13 protein-coding genes are annotated in these 16,123 nt (G+C 54.5%); 11 read left to right on the forward strand and 2 right to left on the reverse strand.

All coding sequences use genetic code 11. The features are described from left to right. Position 1 precedes the first annotated feature (1 nt). The 9 genes from HV237_RS17785 (at position 2) to ybaK (ending at position 9,448) form a co-directional block, all read left to right on the forward strand. Positions 2 to 826, forward strand: a complete 825-nt coding sequence (locus HV237_RS17785) for an ABC transporter substrate-binding protein (RefSeq protein ID WP_016152100.1) — start codon at positions 2 to 4, stop codon at positions 824 to 826. 18 nt (positions 827 to 844) lie between these two features. Then, positions 845 to 2,191 (forward strand): heme anaerobic degradation radical SAM methyltransferase ChuW/HutW, encoded by a 1,347-nt coding sequence (gene hutW, locus HV237_RS17790; RefSeq protein ID WP_047358023.1) that lies wholly within the window; start codon positions 845 to 847, stop codon positions 2,189 to 2,191. Between the two features lie 3 nt (positions 2,192 to 2,194). Next, positions 2,195 to 2,689, forward strand: a complete 495-nt coding sequence (hutX, locus tag HV237_RS17795) for a heme utilization cystosolic carrier protein HutX (protein ID WP_016155886.1) — start codon at positions 2,195 to 2,197, stop codon at positions 2,687 to 2,689. Continuing rightward, on the forward strand, positions 2,689 to 3,312 hold the full coding sequence (chuY, locus tag HV237_RS17800) for an anaerobilin reductase (RefSeq protein ID WP_046276074.1): 624 nt from the start codon (positions 2,689 to 2,691) through the stop codon (positions 3,310 to 3,312). The genes hutX and chuY overlap by 1 nt, the downstream gene beginning before the upstream one ends. A 51-nt stretch (positions 3,313 to 3,363) precedes the next feature. Continuing rightward, positions 3,364 to 4,356, forward strand: a complete 993-nt coding sequence (locus tag HV237_RS17805; protein WP_016152096.1) for an iron ABC transporter permease — start codon at positions 3,364 to 3,366, stop codon at positions 4,354 to 4,356. Next, on the forward strand, positions 4,353 to 5,123 hold the full coding sequence (locus HV237_RS17810) for a heme ABC transporter ATP-binding protein (protein WP_047358022.1): 771 nt from the start codon (positions 4,353 to 4,355) through the stop codon (positions 5,121 to 5,123). The genes HV237_RS17805 and HV237_RS17810 overlap by 4 nt, the downstream gene beginning before the upstream one ends. Positions 5,124 to 5,269: 146 nt before the next feature. Continuing rightward, on the forward strand, positions 5,270 to 7,771 hold the full coding sequence (gene copA / locus HV237_RS17815) for a copper-exporting P-type ATPase CopA (RefSeq protein WP_016155883.1): 2,502 nt from the start codon (positions 5,270 to 5,272) through the stop codon (positions 7,769 to 7,771). A 202-nt stretch (positions 7,772 to 7,973) separates the two neighbouring features. Continuing rightward, positions 7,974 to 8,768, forward strand: a complete 795-nt coding sequence (locus HV237_RS17820) for a TraB/GumN family protein (RefSeq protein ID WP_047358021.1) — start codon at positions 7,974 to 7,976, stop codon at positions 8,766 to 8,768. 200 nt (positions 8,769 to 8,968) lie between these two features. After that, complete coding sequence (ybaK, locus tag HV237_RS17825; protein ID WP_016152092.1) at positions 8,969 to 9,448, forward strand: Cys-tRNA(Pro)/Cys-tRNA(Cys) deacylase YbaK; 480 nt, start codon at positions 8,969 to 8,971, stop codon at positions 9,446 to 9,448. 181 nt (positions 9,449 to 9,629) lie between these two features. Here the strand turns inward: ybaK and ushA are convergent, their stop codons facing one another. After that, entirely contained in the window at positions 9,630 to 11,282 is a 1,653-nt protein-coding gene (gene ushA, locus HV237_RS17830) for a bifunctional UDP-sugar hydrolase/5'-nucleotidase UshA (RefSeq protein ID WP_016155880.1), read from the reverse strand. A gap of 297 nt (positions 11,283 to 11,579) precedes the next feature. Between ushA and fsr the strand changes: the two genes are divergently transcribed. Then, positions 11,580 to 12,800 (forward strand): fosmidomycin MFS transporter, encoded by a 1,221-nt coding sequence (gene fsr / locus HV237_RS17835; RefSeq protein WP_016155879.1) that lies wholly within the window; start codon positions 11,580 to 11,582, stop codon positions 12,798 to 12,800. 224 nt (positions 12,801 to 13,024) lie between these two features. Next, on the forward strand, positions 13,025 to 14,704 hold the full coding sequence (ybaL, locus tag HV237_RS17840; RefSeq protein ID WP_016152087.1) for a YbaL family putative K(+) efflux transporter: 1,680 nt from the start codon (positions 13,025 to 13,027) through the stop codon (positions 14,702 to 14,704). A 45-nt stretch (positions 14,705 to 14,749) separates the two neighbouring features. Here the strand turns inward: ybaL and gsk are convergent, their stop codons facing one another. After that, the gene (gene gsk, locus HV237_RS17845) at positions 14,750 to 16,054 is read right to left on the reverse strand and encodes an inosine/guanosine kinase (protein WP_016152086.1); all 1,305 of its coding nucleotides are present in this window, start codon (positions 16,052 to 16,054) and stop codon (positions 14,750 to 14,752) included. Positions 16,055 to 16,123 lie beyond the last annotated feature (69 nt).

The raw sequence follows: 16,123 nt of genomic DNA on the forward strand, positions 1-16,123 counted from the left end.
GATGAAAAAACTCATGATTGGCTTACTGAGCCTCGCCTGTGTTTTCAGCGCCCAGTCCGCTGACCGCCTGGTGGTAGCGGGCGGTTCGCTTAGCGAACTGATTTACGCCATGGGCGTCGGCAACCGGGTGGTTGGCGTCGATGAAACCACCTCGTACCCACCTGAAACTGCCGCACTCCCGCATATCGGCTACTGGAAGCAGTTAAGCAGCGAGGGCATTTTATCGCTGCACCCAGACAGCTTTATCACCTGGCAGGATGCAGGCCCTCAAATCGTTTTGGATCAGCTCCGGGCGCAGAAAGTTAACGTCGTTACATTGCCGCGCGTACCGGCCACCGTCGAGCAGATGTACGCCAACATTCGGGAGCTGGCTCAAACGCTGCGCATTCCTGAACAAGGTGAAGCGCTGGTCAATCGCCTGCATCAACGTCTGGATCGTGTTCAGCACAGCGTGGCGGCGAAAAATGCGCCGGTCAAAGCCATGTTCATTCTCTCCGCTGGCGGCAGCGCGCCGCAGGTCGCCGGCAAGGGCAGCGTTGCCGATGCCATTATGACCCTTGCAGGTGCACAAAATGTCGCCACCCACGCGCAGTATAAAAGTTACAGCGCGGAGTCGCTGATCGCCGCCAACCCGGAGGTGATCGTGGTGACGTCGCAAATGGTGGATGGCGATCTGGCTCGTCTGAGCGCGATTGCCGGTATTACCCACACTGCGGCCTGGAAAAATCAGCGCATTGTGGCGGTAGACCAGGCGCTGATTCTGGGTATGGGGCCTCGCGTCGCCGATGCGGTTGAAGCCCTGCACCAGCAATTCTGGCCTCACTAACTGGATTTATAAAAAAGAATGAAGACTGAACACTCGCTGGATCTCACCGCGCATTTTGCGCTTGAGGGAAGTCAGCCCTTTAAGGATCGCCGCGCCACAATGCCATGGCGCGGGGCGATCCCGATTGCCAAAGAGCTATTGTCACAAACCTGGCAGGATGTTATCAGCCAGCCTACCCCGCCACGTAAACGGCTGGTGTACTTGCATATCCCTTTTTGTGCAACGCATTGTACTTTCTGCGGTTTTTATCAAAACCGGTTCGAAGAAGATCACTGCACCCGCTACACCAACGCGCTGTTGCGCGAAATAGAGATGGAAGCCGATAGCGCGTTACATCAGTCAGCCCCAATTCACGCCGTCTATTTTGGCGGCGGTACGCCTTCAGCGCTGTCAGCACGGGATCTGGGCAGAATCATCACCGCGCTGCGTGAAAAGTTACCGCTGGCGCCGGACTGCGAAATTACCATTGAGGGACGAGTGCTCAATTTTGACGATGCGCGAATTGATGCCTGCCTTGACGCTGGCGCCAATCGGTTTTCGATCGGTATTCAATCTTTTAACAGCCGGATCCGCAAGAAAATGGCGCGCACCTCAGACGGCCCGACCGCAATTGCCTTTATGCAGGGGCTGGTAAAACGGGATCGTGCCGCCGTGGTATGCGATCTGTTGTTTGGTCTGCCAGGACAAGATGCAAAACTGTGGGGCGACGATCTGGCGATTGCCCGTGACATCGGCCTCGACGGCGTAGATCTTTATGCGCTGAACCTGATCCCCAATACACCGCTTGGCAAAGCAGTTGAAACCGGGCACACAACCGTTCCCTCTCCCGCCGAACGTCGCGATCTCTATCTTCAGGGTTGCGATTTCATGGACAGCGCGGGCTGGCGCTGCATCAGCAACAGCCACTGGGCGCGTACCACGCGTGAACGCAATCTGTACAACCTGCTGATTAAACAGGGAGCGGACTGTCTGGCATTCGGCTCAGGCGCCGGGGGATCAGTCAATGGCTATTCCTGGATGGTCGAGCGCAATCTGACGACATGGCATGAATCTATCGCCGCCGGGAAAAAACCGCTAATGATGATGATGCGTACCGCCGAGCGTAGTTTCCAGTGGCGACACACTCTCCAGGCGGGCATTGAAACGGCCCGCGTCCCGCTGGATGAACTGACGCCTCATGCACAAAAACTGACCCCGCTACTGACCCAATGGCATCACGCAGGACTGACGCGAGATGCCAGCACCTGTGTGCGCCTGACCAATGAAGGGCGTTTTTGGGCGAGCAATATTTTGCAGTCTCTTGATGAACTTATTCAGGCACTTAACGCGCCGCGCATTGCGGTAGAACAACCATACCAGGAGTGAATTATGAGCCATGTCTCTTTACAGGATTTTTTGAAAACTGAACCGGACGGTACGCTGGAAGCTATCGCTGCCCAGTACAACACCACGCTGCTGGAGGTGGTGAAAAACCTCCCCTCCCCGACGCTGGTTTCCGGCGATCAATTTGATACCGTCTGGGAAACCGTCAGCGAATGGGGCAAAGTCACCACCCTGGTCCATACTGCTGATGTCATTCTGGAATTCACCGGTGAATTACCTTCCGGATTCCACCGTCATGGCTACTTCAACCTGCGCGGCAAAAAAGGCATGACCGGTCATATCAAGGCAGAAAACTGTACGCATATTGCCCTGATTGAACGCAAATTTATGGGAATGGACACCGCGTCCATTCTCTTCTTTAACCAGGCGGGTAGCGCGATGTTCAAAATTTTCCTCGGTCGGGATGAACATCGACAGCTACTGGCCGAACAGGTCAGCGCCTTTCACGCGTTGTCTTCATCTTTAAAGGAACATGCCTGATGGCTCCATGGCTCATTTTTGGTGCGGGTGGTAGCGGCGTCGGTGCGAAAACGCTTGAACTCGCACTGGCGGAACAACGTCCGGTGATTGCTGTCGTTCGCAACGCACAGGTCGCTGCTGGGTTGCAGGAAAAAGGTGTGCAGGTCTTCATCGGCGACGCCTGCGATAGTCAGGTCACCGCCTGTGCCTGTCGCGCAGCGGGTCAACATGCCACGGTGATCTCCTCCATGGGCGGCGCACAGGACTATCTGGCGCACAGAACCGTCATTGATGAAGCAGAAAAAGCGGAGATCAAGCACATGATTCTGGTGACCTCACTCGGTTGTGGTGACAGTTGGCCTTTTCTTTCTTCACGCGCAAAGGCCGCATTTGGTCAGGCTGTACGGGAAAAATCGTTGGCTGAAAGCTGGCTACAAACCAGTCGACTGGACTACGCCATTCTCCGCCCCGGCGGTTTGCTGAACGGTGCAGCCACCGGCCAGGCGCAACGAATACAGGCTCAGGAGTGTCACGGCTTTGTAATGCGTGCAGATGTTGCGAAGCATATTCACGAACTGGCCACTGCGCCAGCACTTAATAACCAGATTTACAGTTTGGTTGAGCCGGGACTGAAACCCGCGTAAACCCCTCACGGCGCGGGAACTCCGCGCCGCAAAGACGTTATGGAGCGTTACGTGCTTAAGGACTCGCTTTCTTCCGTCAGCATCCTGACGGGTCTTTCTCTTTTGCTGGTTGCTCTGATGCTCTTCGGTGCCAGCCAGGGGGCGCTGAACATTAGCTTCAGCGCCCTGTTCAACGACGAATATCGTGATATCTGGTTAAACATCCGCTTGCCTCGCGTGCTGCTGGCCGTTCTGGTCGGTGCTGCGCTGGCGACGGCAGGGGTCATCATGCAGGGACTTTTTCGCAATCCGATGGCCGATCCTGGCCTGCTTGGCGTCAGCAGCGGCTCCGCGCTGATGGTCGGCATCGCGATAGTTATCCCATTTTCGTTCCCCGTAGTGCTGGTGCTGTATGAGCAGATGATTTTTGCCGTCGCAGGCAGCATGGTGGTCTGCACGATTATTTTCCTGATAAGCCAGCGTCATAACCACGGTGGAATGATGCAACTGCTGTTAGCCGGTATCGCTATCAATGCCCTGTGCGGTTCGGCTATTGGCGTACTGAGCTATGTGGGCGACGAGCAGCAGCTACGTCAACTTACATTGTGGATGATGGGAAATCTCGGCCAGGCCCAGTGGCCAACGCTGTTGGTTGCCAGCACGTTTGTTCTTCCAGCCATTGTTGTAACCATCTGCATGGCGGGAACGCTTAATTTACTGCAGTTGGGTGATGAAGAGGCGCATTACCTCGGCGTAAACGTCAAACGTAAGCGTCAGCAGTTACTGTTGCTCAGTTCGCTCCTGGTTGGCGCTGCGGTTTCCGTCAGCGGCGTAATTGGTTTTATTGGCCTGGTGATCCCACATCTGATCAGAATGACGACCGGTGCCGATCATCGCTGGTTGATTCCCTGCTCTACGCTGGCCGGTGCCTGTTTACTTCTGATTGCCGACACGTTGGCCCGCACACTTGTTCAGCCAGCCGAAATGCCCGTTGGCCTGTTAACCAGCCTGATCGGTGGACCGTATTTCCTGTGGTTAATACTGCGTAGCCGGAGAGTGTCATGATCGTCGCTGAAAATCTGGTCTACCACATTCAGGGAAGACGACTGACCGACGACGTTTCCCTGAAGCTACCTGATGGAGAGATCATCGCGATTCTTGGCCCGAACGGAGCCGGGAAATCGACGCTGCTACGCCAGCTTACGGGATATCTGCAGCCCCACAGTGGGCGTTGTAGCATGTTTGGCAAGCCGCTGGACAAGTGGTCAATCACCGAGCTGGCAAAAACCCGTGCCGTGATGCGTCAGAATAGTCATATGGCCTTCCCGTTTAGCGTTCAGGAGGTCATTCGCATGGGCAGACATCCGTATCGTACGCGCAACACGGGCGATGAAACGGAGTACATCATGGCATTGTGTGATTGCCAGACGCTGGCCGCACGCGATTACCGGCATCTCTCGGGAGGAGAACAACAACGGGTACAGCTGGCGCGCCTGCTGGTTCAGCTTTGGGAGCCCGAGCCTGGGCCGAAATGGCTGTTTCTTGATGAACCCACCTCCGCGCTGGATATTCACCACCAGCAGCACCTTTTTCGTCTGCTACGTCGTCTGGTGCGTGAACGGCAGTTTAACGTCTGCTGCGTCCTGCACGATCTCAACCTCGCGGCGCGCTATGCCGACCGCGTGGTATTGATGGAGCGCGGCAGGATAGTTGATAACGGATATCCGCAGGATGTCCTGAAGCAACGGTCGCTGAACGCGCTGTACGGTGCCGATCTCACGGTCATAAATGAACCGGAGCATCGAACGCCGATTATCGTCCTCAATCAATAACAGACCGGGAACCCCTGGCGTGGCGTTCCCGTTTTTCTCCCTTTACACCCTTTTTTCACCTTTTCTAAAAACGCCCTTGACCTTCCCCTTGCTGGAAGGTTTAACCTTTATCACAGTCAGTTAATCCTGCAAAAAAGGAGTTGGTTATGTCTCAAACAATCGATCTAACCCTGGACGGCCTGTCCTGTGGTCACTGCGTAAAACGCGTTAAAGAAAGTCTGGAACAACGTCCGGACGTTGAGCAAGCGGATGTCACCGTGACAGAAGCGCATGTTACCGGGAGCGCCAGCGCAGAAGCGCTGATTGAAACCATTAAACAAGCCGGTTACGGCGCGGAGTTAAGCCACCCAAAGGCTAAACCGCTGACGGAGTCATCAATCCCGTCGGAAGCACTGGCAGCGGTCCCTTCCGAGCTTCCGGCAGCTACGGCTGATGATGACAGCCAGCAGTTGCTGTTAAACGGCATGAGCTGCGCCAGTTGTGTGACCCGCGTACAAAATGCATTGCAAAGTGTACCGGGCGTCACGCAGGCACGGGTAAACCTGGCGGAACGCACTGCGCTGGTAATGGGCAGTGCCTCCGCCGCAGATTTAGTACAGGCGGTTGAAAAAGCGGGCTACGGCGCAGAAGCGATTGAAGATGATGCTAAGCGTCGCGAGCGTCAGCAAGAAACCGCCGTGGCAACCATGAAACGTTTTCGCTGGCAGGCAGCCGTCGCGCTGCTCCTGGGTATCCCGGTGATGGTATGGGGCATGATTGGCGACAACATGATGGTGAGCGACGACAACCGCAGCCTGTGGCTGATGATTGGTCTGGCAACGCTTGCCGTGATGGTTTTCGCGGGCGGTCACTTTTACCGCAATGCGTGGAAAAGCCTGATGAACGGCACCGCGACCATGGATACGCTGGTGGCGCTGGGTACGGGGGTGGCATGGCTCTATTCCATGAGCGTCAACCTCTGGCCGCAATGGTTCCCGATGGAAGCGCGACACCTCTATTATGAAGCCAGTGCCATGATTATCGGTCTGATTAACCTCGGACACATGCTGGAAGCGCGGGCTCGCCAACGCTCGTCTAAAGCACTGGAAAAACTGCTCGATCTGACACCGCCGACCGCGCGGGTCGTCACTGACGAAGGTGAAAAGAACGTGCCGCTGGCAGAGGTGCAGGCTGGAATGTTGCTGCGCCTGACCACCGGTGACCGCGTTCCGGTTGATGGCGAAATCACTCAGGGTGAAGCCTGGCTGGATGAGGCCATGCTGACCGGTGAGCCGATTCCACAGCAAAAAGGTGCAGGCGATAGCGTCCACGCCGGTACGGTCGTACAGGACGGTAGCGTGCTGTTCCGCGCCAGCGCTGTTGGCAGTCACACCACGCTGTCGCGCATTATTCGTATGGTGCGCCAGGCGCAAAGCAGCAAACCGGAGATTGGCAAACTGGCCGACCGCATCTCGTCGGTGTTCGTTCCGGTCGTGGTCGCCATTGCGCTGGTCAGTGCGGCTATCTGGTATTTCTTTGGACCGGCGCCGCAGATTGTCTATACGCTGGTAATCGCCACCACCGTCCTGATTATTGCCTGCCCTTGTGCGCTGGGTCTGGCAACGCCGATGTCGATTATTTCCGGCGTCGGGCGTGCCGCTGAATTTGGGGTGCTGGTACGTGATGCCGATGCGCTGCAGCGCGCCAGCACGCTCGATACCATCGTGTTTGATAAAACCGGGACGCTAACTGAAGGCAAACCACAGGTTGTCGCCATCAAAACGTTTGGCAATACCGACGAAGCGCTGGCAATTCGTCTGGCAGCGGCCCTTGAACAGGGTTCCAGCCACCCGTTAGCCAGGGCGATTCTGGACAAAGCAGGTGATGTCACGCTGCCGCAGGTCAACGGTTTCCGTACGCTGCGCGGTTTAGGCGTCAGTGGCGAAACGGAAGGTCATTCGCTGCTGCTGGGAAACCAGGCGCTGCTCAATGAACAGCAGGTAGATACCACTGAAATGGAGGCTGAAATCACCGCTCAGGCTTCCCAAGGCTCAACCCCAGTACTGTTAGCGATTGACGGTAAAGCGGCAGCGCTGTTAGCGGTACGTGATCCTCTGCGTAGCGACAGCGTGGCAGCACTCCAGCGTCTGCACCGCGCCGGGTATCGTCTGGTGATGCTCACCGGCGACAACCCAACGACCGCCAACGCCATTGCCAAAGAGGCGGGTATTGATGAGGTGATTGCTGGCGTTCTGCCGGACGGTAAAGCCGAGGCGATTAAACGTCTGCAGAGCCAGGGGCGTCAGGTTGCCATGGTCGGTGATGGTATCAACGATGCGCCTGCACTGGCTCAGGCTGACGTAGGGATTGCCATGGGTGGCGGCAGCGATGTGGCGATTGAAACCGCCGCGATTACGCTGATGCGCCATAGCCTGATGGGCGTTGCAGATGCGCTGTCTATCTCCCGGGCAACGCTGCGCAATATGAAGCAGAACCTGCTCGGCGCGTTTATCTATAACAGCATCGGTATCCCCGTTGCCGCCGGGATTTTGTGGCCGTTCACCGGAACACTGCTCAACCCGGTCGTTGCCGGAGCGGCGATGGCGCTCTCCTCCATTACCGTGGTGAGCAACGCTAATCGACTGCTGCGCTTCAAACCTAAAGAGTAAGCCTTTACCGGATGTCGCTCTGAACGGAGCCCCAAATCATTCGCGTTGCCTCAAAGCTGCAAGTATAAAAACCCCAGGAGCATAGCCAATTATGTGACTGGGGTTTTTGCACGCTGCCAATAAAGAGGCGGAGCGAATGATGAAGTGTATTTGCACCTTCCAGGACCACGCGCTAGCATGGAAGTCTACTTAGGGAGGCCGTATGGATCTGTTGTACCGGGTAAAATCATTTTTCACCGCGCTACGCGGCAACCACTATACCTGGCCTGCCATCGACATCTCCTTGCCCGGAAACCGCCATTTTCATCTGATTGGCAGTATTCACATGGGCAGCCGCGATATGGCGCCTCTGCCTGCCAAATTACTCAAAAAGCTCCAGCGTGCCGATGCGCTCATTGTCGAAGCCGATGTTTCCGGCGACGACGCGCCGTTTGCCAACCTTCCGACCTTTGCCGCACTGGAAGAGCGCATCAGCCCAGAGCTGCTAGATAATTTGCACAAAGTCACCGACGAGCTGGGTATTTCCCCTTCCCTGCTGTCTACCCAGCCGCTGTGGCAAATCGCCATGGTCTTGCAGGCAACGCAGGCGCAGCAGTTGGGGTTGCGGGCAGAATACGGCATTGATTACCAACTTCTGAATGCGGCAAAACAGGTGCATAAACCCATAATCGAGCTGGAAGGCGCATCCAGCCAAATCGAACTGTTGTGTCAGTTACCCGATAACGGACTGGCTCTGCTGGACGATACCCTGACGCACTGGCACACCAATGCCAGACTGCTACAACAGATGATGGGCTGGTGGCTTAAAACGCCGCCACGCAATAGCGAACTCACTCTACCCAATACTTTTAGCCAGTCGCTGTATGACGTTTTGATGCATCAGCGTAATGCGGCCTGGCGCGATCGACTCAGGGCGATGCCTGCCGGTCACTATGTTGTAGCCGTTGGCGCGCTGCATTTGTATGGAGAAGGAAATTTGCCGGAGATGTTACGGTAAAAAAATGGCCAATATTGCTATTGGCCCGTCAAAGAGGAATTTCATCATTATTATGATCCCGACGCTTAAAGCATCGGTGTAGTTCGATTGTCGCTCAAAGTCATCATCCTGCCAACACTATTGCGCAAGATGGTACTATTTTTTAGACAGACATCAGGCGTATGCTTGTGTCGTATTTTGTCTGGGCCAGGAAAATTGCTATGACACCCGCCGTTAAATTACTCGAAAAAAACAAAATTTCTTTCCAGATCCACACCTACGATCACGATCCGTCCGAGACGAACTTTGGTGACGAAGTGGTACGCAAGTTAGGTCTGAATGCGGACCAGGTCTACAAAACGCTACTGGTTGCCGTGAATGGCGATATGAAGCACCTGGCGGTTGCCGTTACGCCGGTAGCCGGTCAACTGGATCTCAAAAAAGTCGCCAGGGCGTTGGGAGCCAAAAAGGTCGATATGGCCGATCCGATGATCGCGCAGCGAACCACCGGGTATCTGGTAGGCGGCATCAGCCCGCTGGGGCAGAAAAAAAGATTGCCGACGCTCATCGACGCTCCCGCCCAGACGTTTGACACCATTTATGTGTCCGGCGGCAAACGCGGGCTGGATATTGAACTGGCAGCGGGCGATTTGGCGAAAATTCTGGATGCGAAATTCGCCGATATCGCACGCCGTGATTAATTGTCTTTTGCCCGGTGATACGGCGATTGAGCCTACTGCGATTACAGGGCGTGATTGGTGAAGACAGTTTGGACTCGGCCAGCGCGCAAGAACCGGAGCGTAGAGGTAATAAGTAGGATTATTGGGCCGCCATGAAGGGCGGCCCGGAGGAGCGGATAAAATGATGCCCCAAATTGCCCTGTTACTGCCAGCTTACCTCGCCCTTCGGCTCATACGCACCAGCATCGAGCGGTGAGTTCTTCTGCACGTACTCTTTCAGCACCTCCGCATCAATAAACCCGGTATTCACATAGCCAGGCTTGTTATCAATTCGCGGATAGCCATCGCCGCCGGTGGCATTGAAGCTCAGCGTTGCCATGCGATAGGTTTTGGCTGGATCAACGGGTTCGCCTTTAATTTTCAAATCGTTAAGCTTGCCGTCTTTCGCCACGAAGCTGACGTTGGCAAACTGCGGATAGGCCCCGGAATCCGGCTTCATTTGTGCCACGGCGGTCAGATAGTCAATCACCTCTTTCCCGCTCATGTCGGCGTACACCACGATGTTACCGAACGGCTGCACTTTCAGCACGCTCTTATAGGTGATATCACCGCCTTCGATGGAGTCACGGATACCGCCGCCGCTCATCACGCCAAAATCAGCGCTGGTTCGCGCCATTTGCGCAGCCAGCAGTAAATGCCCCATGTTGGTCTGTACGAAACGGACTTTGCTACGGTCGCCTTCGAGGCGCGCATTGACGCTACCAATTTTCACATCGAGCTGCGCTTTACCTTTATTCTGGAACGGCGTCAGCAGAGAAAGCATTTGCTGATTTTCTGCAATTTCCGGGGTGTAGAGTACGCGCTCACTTTTACCGTTGTCCCAGGTCACTTTTTTCTTAAGGTTGACGGGGATGAGCTGGTAGTTAACCATTTTCATTTCGCCATTGCGGAACTCAAAGTCCGCCCGCCCCACGTATTTCCCCCACTCATGCGCCTGCACAATCCAGATCCCGTTTTGCTTGTCTGGCGCACACGGCGTACCCGGTACGTAATCAACCTGCTTCTTGTTTTCCGCGGCCATACATACCGGATCCTGCGAGTGACCACCCACAATCATTGCCAGCGATCCCGCCGGCAGGCTGCGCGCCATTTCTACGTCGCCAGGCGCGTTCGAGCCGTGATTGCCATTGTCATAATGTCCCATATGGGTGGTCGCAATAATGATGTCCGGCTTTTCCCCCATGTTCAGTTCCTGGATAACCAGTTTGGCTTCATCAGCAGGTTTACGGAACTCAATATCGGTAAAGAACTCTGGGTTGCCAATTTTCGCCGTATCGTCAGTGGTTAAACCGAGTACGGCAATTTTTAAATCCTGGCGCTTAAAGATGGCCCACGGCTTAAACAAACGCTCGCCGGTGCTTTTCTGATAGATATTGGCCGAGAGAAACGGGAATTTGGACCATTTTTCCTGCTGGCGCAATACGCTAAGCGGATTATCAAACTCGTGGTTTCCGACCGCCATCGCATCATAGCCAATCAGGTTCATTCCGCGAAAATCAGGTTCCGCATCCTGCAGATCAGACTCCGGTACGCCGGTATTAATGTCGCCACCGGAAAGCAGCAGTACACTGCCTCCTTCCTCAGCCACCTCTTTACGAATACCGTCCACCAGCGTTTTTTGTGCCGCCAGCCCGTATTCACCGTATTCGCTGCGCCAGAAGTGACCGTGATGATCGTTGGTATGCAGAATAGTAATTTTGTAGGTTTTATCTTTTTCGTACGCCTGTGCAGGTTGACCTGCCAGCGCAAATGCGGCTAATAACGCCAGCGCCACGCCCCGTTTTAAAAACTTCATATTTCACTCCCTGACTCAATATCAACCGCCATACCCGTTATCCTTCAAATTACATGTGCGTTGGCTGCGCTCACTTCCCCCTGTCGCTTATGCAGTAAGCTCCTGGGACTCTCGCGTTTGCCGCCTACCTGTAAGTCGAATTAGTTCGGGCATAAAATTACAGCTACTGAAAATAATAGCCGAAAATGTTTTCAGAAATGAGACTTCCTTCAAACACCTTCCGCAGGTATGTTAGTCAGGTAATAATAACAAATTAGATTACCCTCATAATCGCAACCCAAACAGAAGTGACTTTCTATGGCAATAAGTGAACCAACCCAGCCAGTGGCTGGCGCGTCAGCGTCGGTTGCTAAAGCACGCACCTCATTTGGCATTTTAGGGGCAATCAGCCTCTCCCATCTGCTAAACGATATGATCCAGTCGCTGATCCTGGCGATTTATCCGCTATTGCAGTCAGAGTTCTCGCTGACGTTTATGCAGATAGGGATGATTACCCTGACCTTCCAGCTTGCTTCCTCACTGCTGCAACCGGTTGTGGGTTACTGGACGGATAAATACCCGATGCCGTGGTCGCTGCCCATTGGGATGTGCTTCACGCTGAGTGGGCTTGTTTTGCTGGCCATGGCCGGCAGTTTCCATATGGTCCTGCTCGCCGCAGCGCTGGTTGGTACCGGCTCTTCGGTATTTCACCCGGAATCATCCCGCGTGGCGCGAATGGCCTCCGGCGGTCGTCACGGTCTTGCCCAGTCAATTTTCCAGGTTGGCGGCAACTTCGGTAGCTCTCTGGGACCGTTACTGGCGGCTGTCATCATCGCGCCATATGGTAAGGGTAATGTGGCTTGGTTTGTGCTGGCTGCGTTATTAGCGATTGTCGTTCTGGCGCAAATCAGCCGTTGGTATGCCGCGCAGCACCGGATGAGTAAAGGAAAACCGAAAGTCGCCATCGTGAATCCGTTACCACGGAATAAAGTGGTACTGGCGGTAAGCATCCTGCTGGTGCTGATTTTCTCCAAATACTTCTATATGGCGAGCATCAGCAGCTATTACACCTTTTATCTGATGCAAAAATTCGGATTATCGGTACAAAATGCCCAGTTTCACCTGTTTGCCTTCCTGTTTGCCGTCGCAGCCGGGACGGTGATTGGTGGACCATTGGGCGATAAAATTGGCAGAAAATATGTTATTTGGGGCTCTATCCTCGGCGTAGCACCCTTTACCCTCTTTTTACCCTACGCAACGCTGGAATGGACCGGGATTTTAACCGTGATCATTGGTTTTATCCTCGCATCGGCGTTTTCTGCCATTCTGGTCTACGCGCAGGAGCTGCTTCCTGGCCGTATCGGCATGGTTTCTGGGCTATTTTTCGGTTTTGCCTTCGGCATGGGCGGCTTGGGAGCCGCGGTGTTAGGGCTGATTGCCGACCATACCAGCATCGATTTGGTCTACAAAATATGTGCTTTCCTGCCACTACTGGGGATACTGACCATATTCTTACCTGATAACCGACATAAAGCGTGATTTCCTGACGGCCAAAAGTAAATTTTGGCCGTCAGACTTACAGTAGCCATCAGCCTTTGCCTCTCACATACCGCTGTACTTTTCCGATCCGTGCTTTTTTACGTCTAAAATCCTATTTTCATCAAAATTCAATAATTATTCACAAACAAAAACATCAAAATTGTCATAAACTATTACTCGTCGTTTGAGTTTTCAGGATTATCACAGCAACCAAAGGAGACGGAATGCATCACGCCACCCCGCTTATCACCACCATTGTCGGCGGCCTTGTGCTCGCTTTTATATTAGGCATGATTGCCAATAAACTACGTATTTCTCCTCTGGTGGGATATCTGTTAGCGGGCGTTCTGGCCGGTCCATTTACACCTGGTTTTGTTGCTGATACCAAGCTAGCGCCTGAACTGGCCGAGCTTGGCGTAATCCTGCTGATGTTCGGCGTGGGGCTGCACTTTTCGCTGAAGGATTTGATGGCGGTAAAGTCTATCGCCATTCCCGGCGCGATTGCCCAGATAGCGGTGGCAACGCTGCTGGGCATGGCGCTTTCAGCAGTGATGGGCTGGTCGCTGATGGTTGGGATCGTGTTTGGTCTGTGTCTTTCAACCGCCAGTACCGTAGTGCTATTGCGTGCGCTTGAAGAAAGGCAGCTCATTGACAGTCAGCGCGGGCAAATCGCCATTGGCTGGCTGATTGTCGAAGACCTGATGATGGTGCTGACGCTGGTTCTCCTGCCAGCCGTCGCTGGAATGCTGGAAAAAGAAGATGTCGGCTTTGCCTCGCTGGCCGTAGATATGGGCATTACCATCGGTAAGGTGGTGGCGTTTATCGCAATTATGATGCTGGTTGGTCGTCGCCTGGTGCCGTGGATTATGGCCCGCAGCGCCGCAACCGGCTCACGCGAACTGTTTACCCTGTCAGTCCTCGCCCTCGCATTAGGTATTGCATTTGGCGCAGTGGAGCTGTTCGATGTCTCCTTTGCACTGGGGGCATTCTTCGCCGGCATGGTGCTGAACGAATCTGAACTGAGTCACCGTGCGGCGCATGACACCCTGCCGCTGCGCGATGCGTTCGCCGTACTGTTCTTTGTTTCCGTCGGGATGCTCTTTGATCCCATGATTCTGATTCAGCAACCGCTGGCGGTGCTGGGCACGCTGGCGATTATCATCTTTGGTAAATCCCTTGCCGCCTATTTCCTGGTGCGCCTGTTTGGTCACTCCCAACGCACAGCGCTCACCATTGCCACCAGCCTGGCGCAGATTGGTGAATTTGCCTTTATCCTGGCGGGTCTGGGCATGGCGTTAAACCTGCTGCCGCAGGCCGGACAGAATCTGGTGCTGGCGGGGGCGATCCTGTCTATCATGCTTAACCCGGTGCTGTTCGCGGTGTTAGAAAAATATCTCGCCAAAACAGAAACGCTGGAAGAACAGACGCTGGAAGAGGCTATTGAAGAAGAGAAGCAAATTCCGGTGGATATCTGCAATCACGCCCTGCTGGTTGGCTTTGGGCGCGTCGGTAGCCTGCTGGGCGAGAAATTGATGGCTGCGGGGATCCCGCTGGTAGTTATCGAAACCTCACGCACCCGAGTGGATGAACTGCGCGAGCGCGGGATCCGCGCGGTGCTGGGGAATGCCGCCAACGAAGAAATTATGAATCTGGCGCATCTGGATTGCGCACGCTGGCTGCTGCTGACCATTCCCAATGGCTATGAAGCGGGTGAAATTGTCGCTTCAGCACGCGAGAAGTGCCCGTCGATTGAAATTATCGCCCGCGCGCATTATGACGACGAGGTGGAATACATTACCGAACGCGGCGCCAATCAGGTCGTCATGGGTGAGCGTGAAATCGCCCGTACCATGCTGGAGCTGATTGAAACGCCGCCTGCTGGTGAGGTGGTCGTTACAGGCTGATGTCGTTGCCGGATGACGCTATCGCTTATCCGGCATGTGCATGATTTAACGATCCCAGTACGACTCTTCGAGGCTATCTTCGCGTTCCGGCAAACCGCGCGTCAGGCGCGGGGAATGCTGGTTCAGCACCTGATAACTCACGCGATTCGCATATTTACACACCTGGGCTAACGACGAATAGGTCAGCCAGGTGAACTTGTGCTTGCTGGAGTTAGGCACGTTGCTGCGGTGATAGCTGTTAGCGGTAATATCATGCAGCAATGCCGCCAGCGCGCCGTCGCCAGCGCCGTTGGTATTCATGATCTTCTCTGGCCCGCCCATATACGGTGCGATGTGCGAATACACACGCAGAGGATTGGTACAATCTTTATGGCGCATGGCGCGGCTAAACTCGTACTGGTTGAATTCGGCAATGGCCCCAGGCAGCAGCGGATGCTGAGTTTTACGTTTAACTTCTTCTTCCGTAAAGCCCGCCATATAAAGACCCGCCGGTCCCGCTGTGCACAGCACCAGATCCACCCAATCCAGCGCCTTGTCGGACGCCAGCAGCGGATCGTTTTCGCCGGTCAGCGCTTCGGCCTCTTCTTCATTCATCGCCAGAATTGAAACATGCTCTTTCAGGAATGCCTGCCACCACTGCGGATTATCGGCAATGACAAATTTGGTGCCCAGCGTCAGTACCACCGGTACATTGTGTTTTTTAGCAAATTCGATCGCCTTCATGGTCGCTTCCGGCATTGGCTCGCCCGGCTCGCAGCGCACCAGATAAGACGTCAGCACCAGCGCGGACGCTCCGGCAATCACCGATTCAGGGATGCTATCCGCCCGCAGCTTGTTCATATGCCCTGGGCTGATTGCAAAGGTACGCTCACCGGACTCGCCAATCAGCGTAAAGCAGCGACCAATCGGTCCATCTACGCCCTGCAGGTAGTTCAGATCGGTACGACTGGAGGTATTGCATAAATAGCGGTACGCATAGCTGCCAATCTCGATGTTGCTGCACATCACACCCAGCAGCACCGAGCGGTCATCCGCCAGCACAGAGTAGTTGTGCATCGTATTACCGATAGTACCGCCCGCAAACTGATGGGTGATCAAATTTTCACGCACCAGTTCCTGGTAGAGCGCTTCAGCGACATCATCTGCAATCACCAGAGAGTGCCCGGCACTTAATCCATAACGTTTTACAAAGTTATCATCAACTTTAGCTTCAATATCCACCAGCGTCTGGTCAATACCCACCACCCAGGCTGCGCTGGTTTCATTTTCTGGCTGAATTTGTTGCAGCAACGGATCGCGCGCGCTGACGGGAAAATAGTGTTTGGATTTACGTTTACCGGGAAATTTCATGGTCGATTTTACGGGTGGTTAGCTGAGCGATGCATGGTAGCACATTCCCCGCTGCGCATGCGATGCGGC

The organism is Citrobacter sp. RHBSTW-00570 (assembly GCF_013739755.1).
In the GTDB taxonomy this organism is placed as follows: domain Bacteria; phylum Pseudomonadota; class Gammaproteobacteria; order Enterobacterales; family Enterobacteriaceae; genus Citrobacter; species Citrobacter braakii.